The following is a 16875-nucleotide window of genomic DNA, read 5'->3' on the forward strand; positions in this document are numbered from 1 at the left end:
TATGCGTTTATCCTTCTAAATTTTTTGATTTTTTTCGTTGTTTTCTGCACCATCAATCCTTAATTAATTTATCTGTTCTATTTTTTTGTTAATAATCAATGAACCATTATTATATATTTAAATGTATAATAGGATTGAATGGTAAAATATAAGTATCTTATCTAAAAGAGAGTAAAATAACGTAATTATGTTATAATAAAAAAAAGATTAATATCTCTCAAAATATTATGTGCTATTTCCTAATATTAGATACAAATGATCTGCTATATTTTTTACCCATTATTTAGTTAAAATAACTGTTGGATTTTTATTTCTATGGGTAGTTAATAAAATAAGTACAAGTAAATTATAATTAAAGGAAGGAGTGTTAATAATGAGTTTAAAGCTTATTGATTTGACCCAAGATATTTATGAGGGAATGCCTTTATATGGTATCCATCAAAAAACCTTTATTATGACAAATCAAACACATGAGCAAAATCAAAAAGCCACAGGAAGCCCAACTTTAGGTTTTTATGCTAGAAACATTCTTATGAGTGAGCATTGCGGTACTCATAGTGATGCTGTTTTAGAATTCAAGCCAGGTGGTGCTGATATTATCGAAATGCCAATAGAGTGCTTTTATGGAAGTGCTATATGTGTAGATTTAACTCACATAAGATATCCTGATTACATAGAGGTTAAAGACTTAAAGCAAGCTTTGGCTAAATCTGGACAGGAAATTAGAAAAGGAGATATATTCCTTATGTATACTGGCTTATATAACAGAAGCTATGGTACGCCAGCGTATGAAAACTACTATACTGGATTAAGCTATGATGCTGCAAAGTGGCTTGCTGAGCAAGGAGTTGTAAATATAGGTGTGGATGCACCTGCTATAGATCAAACTCCTGATGATTTGAATTTTTCTGGGCACTTGGTTTGTGGTGAATATAATATTACTAACACAGAAAATCTTTGCAATTTAGATAAGGTTGTTAATAAGCGTTTCTTGTACTTTGGACTTCCTTTAAGAATACGTGGAGGTACTGGCTCCCCAATTCGTGCAGTTGCGTTGTTAGAAGAGTAATAGCGGCCACTATTTGGCCGCTTTATTTTTTTAGTAGCTGTTTAATTTTCAGAGCAATTTCTAGGTTTAATCTATCACTAGGATTTTCTAGGCTCATTTTAGTTATTTCATTTATCCTTTGTATTCTATATAGTACTGTATTGTAATGTGTATATAGAAAGTCTGACATTTTCTTTAAATTCCCATTGTTTTCAAAAAAGGCTTCTAGAGTTTTAACTAGCTCTGTTGACTTTTTTTCGTCATACTCAACTAGTGGCTTTAGTGTTGTGTTATAGAATTTTATCAATTCATCTTCTATATTATCTTGACATAATATTTTAAATATTCCTAAATGCTCAAAGCTTGTAATAGCATTTTGATTCAATATCTTTCCAGTACTTATGGCTTTTACCGAATCAAGATAGCTGTTATTAAAGTTCTCTAAGCCTTCATAAGGTCTTCCGATACCTATTCTAAAATCCAAATTGTTGAATTTTTCAATTATCTCTTGAAACTTCTTATTTATTTCTTCTATTAAAATATCTAGCTTTGTATCTTTTTTTAATGATAATAGGATTTGTATCCGTTCAGTTTTACTTACTACTATACCATTAATTCCAAATTGTTTAATTATGTTTCTATCTATTAAATCATGAATTTTTGTTATGTAATGCTGCATTTCTCCCGAAGTAATATCTACTTTACTTAAATTCTCTTCTTTGCTCTTTATCTTTAGTGTTATGCTTAAAAACCTATCTTTTTTGTTTATATTGAAAAAAGAAGCTCTCTCTATGGCCTTTTCCACTCTTCTATCCTCAAGAGATATTAAATCCTCTAAAAATTCAGATTTGTATCTATTCTCTACTTCTCTAACAGAAAGAGCTTTAAGTATTTCAAGTGCCATAGTAGTTGAGGCAATTTCAAGAACAGATAAATCATAGCCACCTAAAGGTGTATTAATAGACCATGCAACTATATGCCCATATATACTATCCTTAGCAACTATAGGCAAAATCATTCTTTTTATGTATTTACCACCTATTAGCTCATTACTTTCTTCTAATTTTTTTTCCTTTGACCTATCTATATTAGGATCAAAAAACTTAGTCGCATTCTCTAATAGAAGCTCTTTTATTGAGTCATCTACATAATCAAACTGTACTATAGTTTCTTCTGGAAATTCAAACTTCACATAAACAGGATTTTTTACGCTATCACTTATTAGCTTAGTAATTTGATTTGAGTTTGCCCCTTTAAGCATAGCATCCATAAATTGTTCATAGATTTTTTCTATTTTCTTTAATAGATAGGATTGTCTATTAAATATTTCATTAAATAAAGGAGTCATTATATCAGAAAGTGGTATTGAGTAGTGTAAATCTATGATTGGAAAATTTAAATCATCTGCTAATTTAATTACTTCCTCTGGAAGTTCATTTAAATATGGATAAATTTTTATACCTATGCCTGCCAGCTTTTTTTTAGAGCATTCTCTAATAAGATTCTTTTGTTCTTCTATATTATCTTTCTTAAATGAATATGCAGTAGTTAAAAGCAATTCACCTTCATCTACCCAGCTTAGTATATCAGGGTCAGCCATAACATTAACCTTTGATATAGTATTTCTAATGCCTTTAAACCCTGCTACCAGCTTGCAGTTTTTCATATATTCCATGTTTAAAGCATCTTCTATAGTAATTCCATTTTGTCTACCCATTTTTATCCTCTCCTAAATAAAGGTTAGGTTATTTTAAATAAATACAAGATAAGGAGGTCAATAAATAACCCCCCTACCTAAAAGCCCTAATAATTATTGTAATTTTTCGTACACTATTTTTAATGTTTCTTCTTTAAGCTCTTTACCTTCTTTAAGTAATGCTTCACATTCTTTTTTAATTTCGGCAACAAAGGCTTGGTCGCTTATTCCACCTAGATTGATTAATACATTAAACAATGCCCCTTCTAACCCTGCACATGCAAGTAATGCACCTACGCCAACGTCTGTTATGGCATTTGGATTGCCATATAAGCCAAATGCTTTTTGAAGCTTTAGTACTTCAAGAGATTCTTTAGCTGCATCTAGAGGAACTTCCATAGCTTTTTTTAGTGCTTCTTCCATAGCAGCTTTTCTAGTAGCCTTTTCTTCATCTGTTTCTTTTGGAAGCTTCATTGCGTCCATGTAATCGTTAAATGCGGTTGTGTCTTCATCGATTAACTCGTTTAATCTTTGAATATGTCTTCCAACTTTTTCGAAGTTTCTGTCAATTATAGCCTTTTGATCTTCTTCTAAGGCATTATAAGCTTTTCTTCCTATTGTCAAGTTACCAACCATTGAAGTCAATGCAGCTCCTAAGCCACTTGCTAAAGCAGATACACTTCCGCCACCTGGAGCTGGATCTTTACTAGCTACAGCAGCAACAAAATCCTTAACAGTCTTTTCAACTAACATCTTATTCCTCCTTAGATATTATGTATTTATTTTATATTGTTTATTAGATTACTACAATTTATTCATAGTTTATCATAACTCATAATCAAAGTCTATGTATAATTTTCATAACTAATTTCTTTAAAATACTCTCTTTTTCCAAAAAATTAATCACTATAAGCATTGACTTGACTAGCTTGAAGCTAATACTCCTTAATAATATTGTCTTTCCTTGCTTTAGTAAAAGAAGGTAAGCGTTTTCTTTTTATAAATATTTCAAATACTAATAAATATATATATTAAAGGAGGATTGCTTACAGATGAGCTCAAGAAAAGATAATCAAAGGCAGGATATGAAAAGTACATCTGGATTGCTTTACAGAATTGATGATAAACCACCTATTTCAGTATCTATTCTTCTTGGTTTTCAAAATATTATAGCCGCTTTTGGAGGAATAGTTGCAGTTCCTTTAGTTATAGCTGGTGCATTGAAGCTTCCAATCCAAGATACTGCTTTCCTTGTAAGTGCAGCTATTTTTGTTGCTAGTATTGCTACTTTTATACAAGCACGAGGTTTTTGGAAAATCGGAGCAAGAGTTCCATGTATAATGGGAACTGATTTTACTTTTGTTGGTCCTTCTATCGCAGTAGGATCTATAGCTGGACTGCCAGGGATTTTTGGTGCTACAATATTAGGGTCTTTTATTGAAATGATTATTAGCCGCTTCTTAAAACCACTAATGAAATACTTCCCTCCAGTTGTTACTGGAACAGTAGTTACTTTAATTGGTTTAACTTTATTACCAGTTTCAATGGATTGGGCTGCAGGTGGAGTTGGCTCTGCTGACTATGGTAGTCTTGCAAATATTGGAGTAGCTATTATTGTATTGCTAGTAATTGTTTTATTGAATAGATATGGAAAAGGTCTCATAAGCAGCGCTTCAATATTAATTGGTATAATAGTAGGGTATATAATCAGCTATCCTTTAGGAATGCTTGATTTTACTCCTGTAGTTGAAGCTGGCTGGATAGAGCTTCCTACCTTATTCAAGTATGGAATTGACTTTAATCCCACTTACGTTATTCCTTTTATAGCTGCATATTTAGTTACATCTATTGAAACTGTGGGATGTCTAATAGCTATAGGAGAAGCTTCTGAAGTAGAGCTTACTAGTGACCAGCTTAGTGCGGGACTGCTAGCAGACGGCTTAGGAAGCTTTATAGCAGGCTTTTTCGGTGCTGGTGCCAATACATCCTTTAGCCAGAATGTAGGACTTATTCCTTTAACCAGAGTTGCAAGTAGATTTGTAATTGTAATAGCGGGTATACTTTTAATGCTACTTGGTCTATTTCCTAAATTTAGTACCTTAATAGCAATAATGCCTAATCCTGTATTAGGAGGAGCTGGTATTGTAATGTTTGGTGTAGTAGCTGCTTCTGGTATAAAGACTTTAGGTAGAGTTAAAGCAAACAACCGTAACCTGTTAATCATTGCAATTTCTGTTGCATTAGGTCTTGGAACAACTGTAAGACCTGATTTTTTAGGAAATTTACCTAGTATTCTAAAAAGCCTATTTTCTTCTGGAATTAGTACAGGAACTATAGTTGCTCTCCTTTTAAACATCATACTGAAAGAAGAATAAAGATTAGATTATTATTTAGATTTTATTAAGCATTTTACTTATATAAATAATTTAGATTCTTTATTTATTTTGCTTGTTTATAGATTAGTTATATGCTATATTCTCATATAGTGATAGTTAAATAATTAACTTTTCAGGAGGATATTTTATGAATAAGAGATTTCTATCAGCAGGAGAAATTGCTGAGACTACTCTTGTTACAGGGGTTAAAAAAGCCAATAATTCTACTATCAACACTATTATATTAGGCCTACTTGCTGGAATGTATATTAGTATTGGCGCACATGCTGATATAACTATAATGCAAACCTTTTCAAGCATCGATATAGGTCTAACCAAATTTCTAGGTGGTGCTGTTTTCCCAATTGGTCTTTTTTTAGTAGTCTTAGCAGGAGGAGAGCTGTTTACAGGTAACTGCCTAATGACTATGGCTCTTGTTGATAGACAAATAACATTTAAGCAATTATTTAGAAATTGGGGCCTTGTATATTTTTCTAATTTTATTGGTGCCCTTATATTTGCTGCTTCATTAGTTTATTGTGGTGCATATAAGCCTGGAACTCCAATGGTTGAAACAGCCTTTAGTATTGCTGCAGGAAAAATGTCAGCATCTGTACTTCAAATAGTTGTTAAAGGTATATATGCAAATATTTTAGTTTGTCTTGCTGTATGGCTCGCATATGGAGCACAGGATTTTGCTTCTAAGATAATAGCAATGTGGTTTCCTGTAATGATTTTTGTTATGCTAGGCTTCGAACACAGTATTGCAAATATGTATTTTTTACCCCTCGCGAAATTTTTAGGCTATGATTTGTCCTGGGGGCAAATGTGGCTTCACAATATAATACCTGCTACAATTGGAAATATCATAGGTGGTGCAATAATAATTCCTTTGTTATATTATGTAGTTTATATACAGCCTCAGCGGATAGTTAATAAATAGAAATTAACAGAGAAAGAAGTAGCTTAATATGCTACTTCTTTTTTGTAGACAATATCTCCTTTTTTTACTACTCCGCCTTTTATTACTTTTGTAAAGACCACCTCTCTAGATAAAGGACATGTCTCTCCGTTTTTCACAATATTACATTCAGAAAAGCATTTCTTACCTATTTGAGTAATTTCGTGAACAGTCTCACCTAAGCAAATCCTTTGGCCTGTATATAAATTGCATAAATCAATATTTTCAACAGTAATATTTTCATGAAATCTATCTGTACAAAGGCCCTTGAGATTTAGTTTTTTTACTTTTTCTCTGCATTCCTTTGTAAGCAGGGTGACCTGTCGGTCATTATCTCCTGAGTTTACGTCTCCTACTATGCCGTGATTTTCTTTTAGTAATGCTTCTCTAACCCCTACTCTAGGAGTTCCCTTTTCTTTACTAATCCATATATCTACTACTTGTCCATTTAAATTATATTTGCCTTGAGCTTCCTCCATTTTTACAGTACCTCTATAATATCTCCAGGTCTTACTACTCCACCCTTTATGACCCTTGTAAATATGCCTTCCTTTGGCATAACACATTTACCTACCTGCTTTGATATTGCACAGCCTGAGTGACATTCTTTTCCTATTTGAGTTACCTCTTGAAGAGTCTCTCCTATTTTAAGCTTTGTTCCTACAGGCAGCTCATATAATATTATTCCTTCTGTTGTTATATTCTCTGCAAAGTTTCCATGCTCTAATCCCTCTATGCCTAGCTCTTCCATTTTGTTAAAGCTTTCAATGCCAAGAAGACTTACTTGCCTATGCCATTTTCCTGCATGAGCATCTCCTGCAAGTCCAAATTCTTCTATAAATATTCCTTCCTCAATAGGCTTTTTAATAACACCCTTGGTTTCACTAATGTTTATATCTAAAACCTTTCCTATTTTATTCATGATTATATCCCCTTTGCTTTAATCTTCTTTTCTAATATATTCTCCTGATTTGCCACCCATTTTTTTAATAAGCTTTATACCACTTATCACCATATCCTTGTCAACCGCTTTACACATATCGTATATAGTAAGAGCAGCTATAGATACTGCAGTTAATGCTTCCATTTCTACACCGGTTTTCCCTATGGTTTTCACTTCTGATTCTATCTCTATACAATCATCAAGTATATTAAATCTTATGTCTGCTCCTGTTAAAAATATATTGTGACACATAGGTATTAAATCGCTAGTTTTTTTTCCACCCATTATGCCTCCTATTTGAGCGACGGAAAGTACATCACCTTTTTTTATGAGACCTTCCTTTATCATGCTGATAGTTTCTTTCTTCATTTTTATAAATCCTGTGGCCACTGCAACTCGTTTGGTATCTTCTTTTTCGCTAACCTCTACCATGTGAGCCCTGCCGCTTTCATTAAAATGAGTAAACTTCATTTTCTAGCCTCCTATTTGGTACATATTGTCATTTATATATTGTCCATTCTCTAGATAATGTGATTCTGGCTTTTGTTTTATTGCATCTAATATAGTTTTACCTATATCTTCGCCTTTCCTAAGCTTGTCTTTTATATCTATCTCTTCATTTGAATGTAAGCATAGTTTTAGCTTTCCTTGAGAAGTAAGCCTTACCCTATTGCAGTAGTCACAGAATTTGCATGATATAGGGTTTATTATACCTACTCTCCCCTTAGCATTTGGAAGTCTATAGTAAATAGCTGGTGATGATAAATCCGTATTTTCAGCCTTGGTTAACTCCTTTACGCTGTTTAATATTATCTCATTAGATATGAAGTTTTCTTCAGCCCATTTTGATGCTTCCCCTAAAGGCATTAGCTCTATAAATCTTACATCTATTTCTTCTGTTTTAGTCAGGTTAACAAAGTCCTCTATTTCATCTACATTAAATCCGCCTATTAAAACAACGTTTAGCTTAATAGGAAATAAGCCTACAGCCTTTGCCTCTTCAATACCATCTAAAACATCTTTTAGCTTCCCACCTCTAGTTATTTGCGCATACTTTTTTTCGTCTAATGTATCTAGGCTAATATTAAGTCTTTGCAGCCCTGCTGCCTTTAAATCCCTTGCGTATTTTTTTAAGAGAACAGCATTGGTGGTCATAGCTAAGTCTTTTACGCCTTCTAGCCCCGCTATTTTTTGGATTAATTCTATTATTCCTTTTCTCGTTAAAGGCTCTCCTCCTGTTAACCTAATTTTATTCACACCTAGTGAAACAAATGTTTTTGCGACTTGGTATATTTCTTCTAGAGATAATATATCCTTATGCTCAACCTTACATATTCCTTCTTCCGGCATACAATATCTACATCTGAGATTGCATAAGTCTGTTATGGATATACGAAGATAATTAATATTTCTACCGTATGCATCCTTCATTTCATCACCTACTTTATATAGTCTTTCGTTGAATTACCTTTTATATATTTAAACTAGAATCACTTCTCCTATTCCCTCTAGTTCATATCCTCCAAGAGATAAGATTCTTTCTTTAAATCTATGGGATTTAATGATTTCAATAAATTCTTTTACTCTATCATCCTCTAAAGATTCTTGTGTGACTAAAAAGTCATAATCCTCATAGCCTACACTTACAAATTCAAGTTCAAGGGCCTTTGCTGCAGAGTATATTCCTAGGCCTGTTGTAGCAGAGCCTGTTTTTACAGCTGTGGCCACAGCCATATGAGTAGTCATCTCTCTGTTATAGCCTTTAATATCTCCGCTGTCTATATTGTTTTTATTAAGGTAATAGTCTAGTAATATCCTTGTACCTGAACCTCTTTGTCTATTTACAAAGACTATATCCTTTCTTTTTAAATCTACAAAGTCCTTTACAGCTTTTTTATTTTCTTTTTCAACTATAAAGCCTTGAAGCCTCTTTACCCCTTTTATTATAGCCATTTTATTTCCCGGGAAATATTTTTTTATATAGCTTATATTGTATTCTCCCGTTTCTGTATCTAGCAAATGAATAGGTGATACTAGGCAATCTCCTCTTTTCATTGCCAATATTCCCCCCATACTGCCTACATGACCTGAGGTTAGCGGCATCATATCTCCTACTATATCCATAATAAGATCATGGCTGCCTATAGATACTAAAGTATCCTTAACATTATCTAAGGGCTTTAGAAGCTTTACGTCAACTGTTTCTCCCGCTTCTACACCTTCTATATTTTGTGGTATAATTGCTATGCCATCAGCCTTGACTAAGCTCATGATTACTCCAGCACCTCCTGGAATTGGAGTAGCAATCAGTCTGTTATTTACATATCCTAGGCTTACTCTAACTAGCTCCTTGTTTTTTAATGATGAAACTATTCTTTTTGAAACAAAAGCCTTAACAATAGGGTCCTTTTCCTCAGGCATACCTGCATATTTTAATATCAATGGCTTAACAAAAGTATCGAAAACTAAGTATGAGGATACGGGATATCCTGGTATTCCTATAACGGGCTTGCCTTCTATTATTCCTAAAATTGTAGGCTTACCTGGCTTTAATGCAACGCCATGAACTACTACCTCTCCAAGCTCCTTGATTATCCTCATAGTAAAATCTTTTGTACCTGCCGATGAGCCTGCATTTACTAATAAGATTTCATTTTCATTTATTCCTTTTAATATTGCGGATTTAAGTAGGTCATATTCATCTTCAATCGGGTTATATCTATTTGGCAGTCCACCATATTCAGTTATTAATCCTTCAAACACTCTTGAGTTTGAATCGAGTATTTTTCCTACAGTTAAGCTATTTATATCGTCTATTATTTCAGTTCCAGTTGGGATTATACCAACTCTTGGCTTTTTATATACTTTTATCTCTTGTATTCCACCTGTAATTAGTGCTCCTATATCTATGGGCCTTATTTTATGTCTTGATGGAATTATCATTTCTGTAGCAACTATGTCTTCTCCTATAGGCCTTATATGCTGCCAAGGATGAGTAGCATTTAATATCTTTACTTTACCTTCACCTATTTCTATTACATCCTCTATCATTATAACAGAATCATAGGGTTCTGTTATAGGATTTCCTGTATTTATATAAATAAAATCCTTTCCTTGCTCCAATATTTTAGGATTAGCAACACTAGCACCCTCTGTATCTTGAGATTTTACTAAAATTCCATCCATTGCCGCAGCATTATAATGAGGTGATGAAACCTTTGCATATATAGCTTCATATGTTACTCTTCCCAGACCTTGATCAATTGGTATCCTTTCGTATTCAAATTCATTATAAAGCTTTTCATAATACATTCTCTTTGCTTGATCTGCATCTGTATTGCCTATATATATGTTTCTATCCTCTTTTTTCAAAAGCCTTACCTCTCTTTCTTTTCCTAAAGATATAGCCTTAGGATTATAATTTTAGATTTTAATAAGGTATCAAAACTTGAAGGGAACCAGGTTCTTGAGACTTTGTCTACAATCTACAATATTTATAATAAATATATGTCTCTTTCCTCACCTTTATATATACCTTCTTCCTGTGGTTCTATTATAATATAACCATCAGACTTTGATAATAATGATATCATGCCTGACTTCCCAAAGACAGGAGTTGCATAAGTCTTTCCTTCTCTTTCTATTATTTTCACCATCTGATAAGTTTCTCTTCCTGGTGAAGAAGGAAAATTAAAATCCATTATTGCAGTTGTTTTATTCTGATTTTCTTTTATATCTATCAGCTTATTAATAAAATGCTCTACAAAAACCTTAAATATAATTATTGAGGACACAGGATGACCCGGAAGCCCGAATATTGCCTTACCCTTTCCTTCACCTATGATTGTAGGCTTGCCTGGTTTTATAGAAACACCATGTACAAATACTCCCTTACCATTAAATGAATCTATTACCTTACTAGTATAATCTCTAGTACCTACTGAGCTGCCTCCAGAAATCAATACTATATCTGATATGTCTAGTGCCTTATCTACACAGTCTCTAAGTAATCCAAAATTATCTTGCACAATAGTTCTACCTACTACTTCTCCACCTAGATTTTGTATCAGAGAAAATAGTGAATAGCTGTTAATATCTCTAATCTTACCTAGGGCTGGCTCAACATCTATGTCTACGATTTCATCACCAGTGGAGATAATAAAGAACCTAGGCTTTTTATAAACTTTAATACTTTGCAAACCAAGAGAAGCTAATACTCCTATATCCTGAGGAGTTAACCTTTTTCCCTTATCTATTATCTTTTCTCCTTCCTTTATGTCATCACCCTTAAGTATTATGTTTTCTCCATAAGAAAGAGGCTTATATATTAGTAAGGTAGAATCATCTAGCTTTTCAACATTTTCTATCATTATTACTGCATCTGCTCCAGCAGGTATCATTCCTCCTGTTGGAACGTATGTTGCTTCACCGCTAGATATTCTGGTTTCAGCATTTTCCCCCATTTTTACTTCTCCCATTAGGCTTAAAAAGGTTGGCATAGATTCACTAGCTCCGTGGCTGTCTGAGCTTTTAATTGCATATCCATCTACAGTGGAACGATTAAATTCTGGTACATTTTCTTTAGATATGATGGATGCAGAGAGTATTCTGTTTGTGCTATTTATTAAGCTTATTTCTTCTGTTCCAAAATTATAATCTTTGAATACCTGGAGCATTTTTGTCCTTCCTTCATCTACAGTAACTAAATTAAAAAAATCCATTTTAAAGCCCTACCTTTCCATTTTGAAGATATATAATTTTGTCACATATTCTATCTGACTGCTCTAAATTATGAGTTACTATAATAACAGTAGCTTCTGTTTCTTTATTAAATCTTACTATTTCTCTCTCTAATATTTTTATTGATTCTGGATCTATATTTGATGTAGGCTCATCTAACAATAATAGCTCTGGCTCAAACACTAAAGCTCTAGCTAATGAAACCTTTTGAGATTCTCCGCCTGAAAGCAAATGAGCTTTTTTTTCTCTCAGATCCTTAATCTCTAATCTATCTATAATTTTATCTACATTTTTTTTGATTTCTTCTTTTTGTATATTCCTTACCTTTAATGGATACCCAATATTGTCATAAACCCTTCTTTTAAAAAGATATGGCTTTTGAGATACTAGGGTCATCTTATTATAAATATCTTTGTTTATGACCCCAAGGTCATAACAAATGGTTCCTTGATAATCTGTATCTAATCCTGAAATAATATTTAGAAGGGTGCTTTTTCCAGAGCCATTTGGTCCTATTATGCCAGTTATTTTGCCTTTCTCTATCTCTAGCTTTTCTATATCTAATACTAGTCTATCTCTATAATATTTCTTTACATTGTTTAAAGAAATTTTCAAGCTAATCCTCTCCTTGATAAGAGTATATTATACTATTTACTCCAAAGGAAATTGTTAATAAAACAATTCCTAATGCTATTGCCATTGGATAATCTCCCATAGAATTCATCATTGATATAGTTGTTGTAATAACTCTAGTATGTCCCTTAATATTTCCTCCAACTATCATAACTGCTCCAACCTCTGATATGGCTCTAGAAAAAGCTGTGGCCACATCTACTAAAATTTCTGTCTTAAGCTCTCTAATAATAAGAACTATTATGTCCAGCTTGTCTCCTCCTAAGGTTTTTCCTATCTTCTCAATTGCTTTTCCTCTATTTTTAGAAAGACTATATGTAAGTCCTAGTATTAAAGGTGTTACTAAAATAGTTTGAGCAATTATCATAGCTGTAGGTGTATAAAGAATATCTAAAAATCCTAATGGTCCTCTTCTAGAAAGTATAATTGCAACTACTAATCCAACTATTACAGAGGGAGTACTCATTAAAGTGTAAAGCATTCTAGAAAAAGCATGCTTGCCTTTAAAATCTTTTATTCCTAAATATATGCCTAAAGGTATGGACACTATAGAGGATAAAACAGTTGAAGTGGTTGACACAAAAAGAGATAATATAATTATCCTATATACTTCTCTATCTAGGCTTATTAATAATTTTCCTGCTTCCTTGAAGCCATCTAGAATATATCCCATAAATACCACCTTGTCTATATATGAAGTAAATACAGCTTTCTATGTTTAAGAAAAGTTTAAGTAAAGCTTTCACATTCATTACAAAAATAGCTACATGCTGCCCACCAGGCTATGCATGCAGCTATTGTCAACAACAAAAATATTTACAAAATCTCCATATAATCTTTATTTAGCATTAGGCACAAACAATGGCATTCCAAATTCCTCAACACCAAACTCGCTTATTAGCTTTTGTCCCTTCTCAGATAGAATCCAGCCCATAAAAGCTTTTGCTCCTGCTGAGTTAATTTTATCGTTTTTATCTGGATTTACTGGTATTATACCATATTGATTAAATAGATTTTCATCTTTTTCTATAATAACATCAAGGTCTAGTGTTGTTCTTAGGCTTAAATATGTTGCTCTATCAGTAATTGTATATCCTTTTTTTTCATTTGCTATTTTTAATACGTCAGCCATACCACTTCCTGCTGATATGTACCAATCTCCCTCAGGTTCAATGCTTGCTCTCTTCCATATTTCTAGCTCTTTTTTATGAGTTCCTGAATCATCACCCCTTGATACAAATCTAAATTGATTTTGGGCTATTGTTTTTAAGCCTAAAAGTATATCATTAGGTGAGCTTTCTTTAAGCTTCAAAGGATCTTCCTCTGGTCCTACTAAGATAAAATCATTATACATAACATCTTTTCTTTCTAAACCATGTCCTTCGTTTACGAATTCTTCTTCTGAAGCTTTAGCGTGAACAAGTAGTACATCTGCTTCTCCATCCTTACCCATTTGAAGGGCTTTTCCTGTACCTACTGCAATGACCTTAACTTCTATTCCTGTATCTTTTGTAAACTTAGGAATCAGAAAGTCTAAAAGGCCACTGTCTTGTGTACTAGTTGTAGTTGAAAGAATAATTTCTTTTTTTGAAGAACATCCAACTAGCAAGGTAAATACAAGTAATACACCTAAAGCAATTACTAAAAACCTTTTCATTTTAATACTCCTCCTTTTTAAGAGATCTGTTTTTGGATTATTTAGCAGTCTCGAAACACAAATTTATTTGCTCGCTATCGCTCACATAAATTTGGTTCTCGTTGCGTTTGACCTACCAACGATTTCCTGAAAAATACATTCAGGAAATCGGGTTAGGCATTTCCCGCAGTCTCGAAACACAAATTTATTTGCTCGCTATCGCTCACATAAATTTGGTTCTCGTTGCGTTTGACCTACCAACGATTTCCTGAAAAATACATTCAGGAAATCGGGTTAGGTCATAAAAAAAACAGCCCAAAAGGACTGCTCTAAGCTGGAGACAGATATGTTTATATTGTCCACAGTTTAAAACTTTCCTTTCCAAATACGGGAGGCATAAGGATTTCTCCTTATACCCATAGGCTTGTCTTCATAGCCATTGCTTTAGAAGATTAAGCTCGGAAAATTTGAGTAGATATTCATTTTTTCGCCCCTAGCAAAACCAATAAGGGTGATATTAAGCTCTTTTGCCATATCAACAGATAAGCTTGTAGGAGCAGATCTAGATACTAAAACAGGTATTCCTCTTTTTGCAGTTTTTATAAGAATTTCAGATGATACTCTTCCGCTTGTCAATAATATTTTATCATTTAACTCAATGTTTTCAACTAATGCTTTTCCTAGTACCTTATCTAATGCATTATGTCTTCCTATGTCCTCTTCAAATATGATTATCTTTTTCGAGCTACATAATGCACAGCTGTGAACCCCACCAGTACTTAGAAAAAGCTCTGAGCTCTTATTGAAATCTTTAACAAGTACTTTTATATCCTTTAGCTTAATTGAGATGCTACTATCTACTTTTTTTGATTTAAAGGAATCTATTACATTATAAAATAAAGTACCTTTTCCACATCCTGAAGTTATAGTTCTTTTACCATGTAGCTTATGACTTAATGTCTTCTTGTCCTTAGTATAAACATAAGAAAAGCCTTTTTTATCATCTATTCGCAGGCTAACTATGTCTTCTGTGGAATTAATGAAGCCCTCAGATTGTAGGAAGCCTAAAGTTAAGTATTCAAGTGACTTTGGACTACATAGAAGAGTTATAATCTCCTCATCATCTAAGAATATTGTAAAGGGATATTCAATAATTACTACATCTTCTTCCTCAGAAATATTGTCACCCTTTATTCTTAATATATCTACTCCCTTTATATCCTCCATTTTTTCTACCTCAATATTTATTAGCTATATTATTTATAAAATGGTTTAAGTCTTCTTTAGTATTAAGATTTAGAAACATATCCCAGCTTGGGCTAAAGCTTCTAGCCTCTGACTCACTAATATAATGGACCTCTACCTTGCTTAGCAGTGAATTTATTGATATATTATGATTTTGTAAATGTTCTTCTATAGCACTAATCATATTCTTTGAATAAAAAGCATTAAAGGACTCAATCCATTGACCAAATCTTGTAATACAAGCCATAGGCTCTGTATCTCTAACACTCTCCTTCATATATCTAATGTACTCAAGGTTAATATTAGGCATATCACAGGCAATAAAATATACAAGCTCACTAGAAGCTTCCATTAGTCCTGCATGTATTCCGCTTAAAGGACCTTTTCCTATTATTATATCACTTGTTATTTTGTCGCTAAGTCCTATATAGTACTCTGGCTTATTAGTCACTATAATAATCTCATGAAATTCCTGCCTTAATTTATTGATTAGGCTATCCATAAGTCTTCTTTCATTGATTTTTATTAGCTGCTTGTCAAAGCCCATTCTGGCACTTTTTCCTCCTGCTAATATAACAGCAGCTCCATATCTTTTCATATACATCACCTATCTAGCACATTCACCTGTTCTACCAGTTAGTATTTCAAGACCATGATGAATGCTACTGATTATATATTCTAGGGATTCTTTTACGGCCTTTGGACTTCCTGGCAAATTTATTATGAGAGTATCTTTTCTTATGCCAGATACTGCTCTAGATAACATGGCTCTTGGCGTAATACTTAAACTATAGTATCTCATAGCCTCTGCAATTCCTGGTGCCATTCTGTCACATACCTTGATGGTTGATTCAGGAGTCACATCTCTCTTGCTAAAGCCTGTTCCTCCTGTTGTCAATATTAAGTCTACTTTTAATTCATCTGACATGTAAATCATTTCACTAGATAAGGAATCCTCGTCATCTGGTAAAACAATGTATTTCTCAATTGTATAGCCTTTTCCTTCTAGTATGTCAATAATAGCCTTGCCACTTAAATCTTCTCTTTCTCCAGCTGAGCCCTTATCACTTGCTGTTATTACTCCAACCTTAAACATCCTATCCTCCCCAAGGAAGATTCATGTATTCTTCCATTCTTCTTTCATATTCTGACTTGAAAAGTCTTTCGTGACCATCTTCCCATTCTGCTAGCTTTTCAAACATAGCCTTTGCAATTTCATCATCTGCTTTTTCCGCTGCTTTTCTATAAAACTCTGCATAATCTCTTTCAATTAAATACGCCATTCTAAGTATAGTTATGTCTGGTATATCGGATTCTTTTAAGGTTTCAGCTATATGCTCTGACTTTTCTCTAGATTCAAAGATACTGCTTTCATCCCTTTTAAAATGCTCATGGTCTATTTTAAATGAATCTGTTTCCAAGTATTCATCAAGCTGGTCTTTTATAAAGTAAAAATGATCCATTTCTACTTCTGCCAAATCCAAGAAAAGCTTTCTTGTTGTTGGATTACTAAACTTCTCAGCTTTTTCTTTAAAAAAATTATATCCGTCCAGTTCCATCTGCATTGCGTATCTCATAATCTGTTCATACTTTTTCAC

The 16875-nt window shown here is 33.1% G+C and carries 18 protein-coding genes and 1 riboswitch; of the genes, 3 read left to right on the forward strand and 15 right to left on the reverse strand.

Annotation, left to right across the window (positions count from 1 at the left end):
• The first annotated feature begins 373 nt into the window (after positions 1 to 373).
• The gene (locus BLV37_RS05525) at positions 374 to 1069 is read left to right on the forward strand and encodes a cyclase family protein (protein WP_091728435.1); all 696 of its coding nucleotides are present in this window, start codon (positions 374 to 376) and stop codon (positions 1067 to 1069) included.
• Between the two features lie 22 nt (positions 1070 to 1091).
• On the opposite strand, the gene BLV37_RS05530 is transcribed toward BLV37_RS05525, so the two are convergent.
• The gene (locus BLV37_RS05530; protein WP_091728437.1) at positions 1092 to 2765 is read right to left on the reverse strand and encodes a PucR family transcriptional regulator; all 1674 of its coding nucleotides are present in this window, start codon (positions 2763 to 2765) and stop codon (positions 1092 to 1094) included.
• 93 nt (positions 2766 to 2858) lie between these two features.
• Positions 2859 to 3497 (reverse strand): cyclodeaminase/cyclohydrolase family protein, encoded by a 639-nt coding sequence (locus BLV37_RS05535; RefSeq protein WP_091728440.1) that lies wholly within the window; start codon positions 3495 to 3497, stop codon positions 2859 to 2861.
• Between the two features lie 299 nt (positions 3498 to 3796).
• On the opposite strand from BLV37_RS05535, the gene BLV37_RS05540 reads away from it, so the two are divergent.
• Positions 3797 to 5119 (forward strand): nucleobase:cation symporter-2 family protein, encoded by a 1323-nt coding sequence (locus tag BLV37_RS05540; RefSeq protein WP_091728442.1) that lies wholly within the window; start codon positions 3797 to 3799, stop codon positions 5117 to 5119.
• Between the two features lie 148 nt (positions 5120 to 5267).
• On the forward strand, positions 5268 to 6062 hold the full coding sequence (locus tag BLV37_RS05545; protein ID WP_091728445.1) for a formate/nitrite transporter family protein: 795 nt from the start codon (positions 5268 to 5270) through the stop codon (positions 6060 to 6062).
• A gap of 23 nt (positions 6063 to 6085) precedes the next feature.
• Here the strand turns inward: BLV37_RS05545 and BLV37_RS05550 are convergent, their stop codons facing one another.
• From BLV37_RS05550 to BLV37_RS05610, 13 genes are all read right to left on the reverse strand, one after another.
• Positions 6086 to 6559 (reverse strand): MOSC domain-containing protein, encoded by a 474-nt coding sequence (locus BLV37_RS05550; RefSeq protein WP_091728446.1) that lies wholly within the window; start codon positions 6557 to 6559, stop codon positions 6086 to 6088.
• A 2-nt stretch (positions 6560 to 6561) separates the two neighbouring features.
• Positions 6562 to 6993 (reverse strand): MOSC domain-containing protein, encoded by a 432-nt coding sequence (locus BLV37_RS05555; RefSeq protein ID WP_208975206.1) that lies wholly within the window; start codon positions 6991 to 6993, stop codon positions 6562 to 6564.
• A 27-nt stretch (positions 6994 to 7020) separates the two neighbouring features.
• Positions 7021 to 7494 (reverse strand): cyclic pyranopterin monophosphate synthase MoaC, encoded by a 474-nt coding sequence (gene moaC / locus BLV37_RS05560; protein ID WP_091728451.1) that lies wholly within the window; start codon positions 7492 to 7494, stop codon positions 7021 to 7023.
• Positions 7495 to 7497: 3 nt separating this feature from the next.
• On the reverse strand, positions 7498 to 8454 hold the full coding sequence (moaA, locus tag BLV37_RS05565) for a GTP 3',8-cyclase MoaA (RefSeq protein ID WP_091728454.1): 957 nt from the start codon (positions 8452 to 8454) through the stop codon (positions 7498 to 7500).
• A 48-nt stretch (positions 8455 to 8502) separates the two neighbouring features.
• Entirely contained in the window at positions 8503 to 10395 is a 1893-nt protein-coding gene (locus tag BLV37_RS05570) for a molybdopterin biosynthesis protein (RefSeq protein ID WP_091728456.1), read from the reverse strand.
• Positions 10396 to 10517: 122 nt separating this feature from the next.
• Positions 10518 to 11744 carry a molybdopterin molybdotransferase MoeA gene (locus BLV37_RS05575; RefSeq protein WP_091728459.1) on the reverse strand — a complete coding sequence of 409 codons (1227 nt, stop codon included), beginning with the start codon at positions 11742 to 11744 and terminating at the stop codon, positions 10518 to 10520.
• 1 nt (position 11745) lies between these two features.
• Entirely contained in the window at positions 11746 to 12378 is a 633-nt protein-coding gene (locus tag BLV37_RS05580) for an ATP-binding cassette domain-containing protein (protein WP_091728461.1), read from the reverse strand.
• A 1-nt stretch (position 12379) separates the two neighbouring features.
• Positions 12380 to 13069, reverse strand: coding sequence for an ABC transporter permease (locus tag BLV37_RS05585; RefSeq protein ID WP_091728464.1), 690 nt, complete (start codon positions 13067 to 13069; stop codon positions 12380 to 12382).
• Positions 13070 to 13234: 165 nt separating this feature from the next.
• Positions 13235 to 14053, reverse strand: a complete 819-nt coding sequence (locus tag BLV37_RS05590; protein WP_091728467.1) for an ABC transporter substrate-binding protein — start codon at positions 14051 to 14053, stop codon at positions 13235 to 13237.
• Between the two features lie 337 nt (positions 14054 to 14390).
• Positions 14391 to 14508: riboswitch (molybdenum cofactor riboswitch) on the reverse strand.
• The gene (gene fdhD, locus BLV37_RS05595; RefSeq protein WP_176967882.1) at positions 14477 to 15259 is read right to left on the reverse strand and encodes a formate dehydrogenase accessory sulfurtransferase FdhD; all 783 of its coding nucleotides are present in this window, start codon (positions 15257 to 15259) and stop codon (positions 14477 to 14479) included. Its footprint overlaps the riboswitch before it by 32 nt.
• Positions 15260 to 15269: 10 nt before the next feature.
• On the reverse strand, positions 15270 to 15875 hold the full coding sequence (gene mobA / locus BLV37_RS05600) for a molybdenum cofactor guanylyltransferase (protein WP_091728469.1): 606 nt from the start codon (positions 15873 to 15875) through the stop codon (positions 15270 to 15272).
• A 9-nt stretch (positions 15876 to 15884) separates the two neighbouring features.
• Positions 15885 to 16373, reverse strand: a complete 489-nt coding sequence (locus BLV37_RS05605) for a MogA/MoaB family molybdenum cofactor biosynthesis protein (RefSeq protein ID WP_091728472.1) — start codon at positions 16371 to 16373, stop codon at positions 15885 to 15887.
• Position 16374: 1 nt separating this feature from the next.
• A complete protein-coding gene (locus BLV37_RS05610; RefSeq protein ID WP_091728475.1) occupies positions 16375 to 16875 on the reverse strand; it encodes a ferritin-like domain-containing protein in 501 nt (166 codons plus the stop codon).

It is taken from the genome of Proteiniborus ethanoligenes (genome assembly GCF_900107485.1).
Taxonomy (GTDB): domain Bacteria; phylum Bacillota; class Clostridia; order Tissierellales; family Proteiniboraceae; genus Proteiniborus; species Proteiniborus ethanoligenes.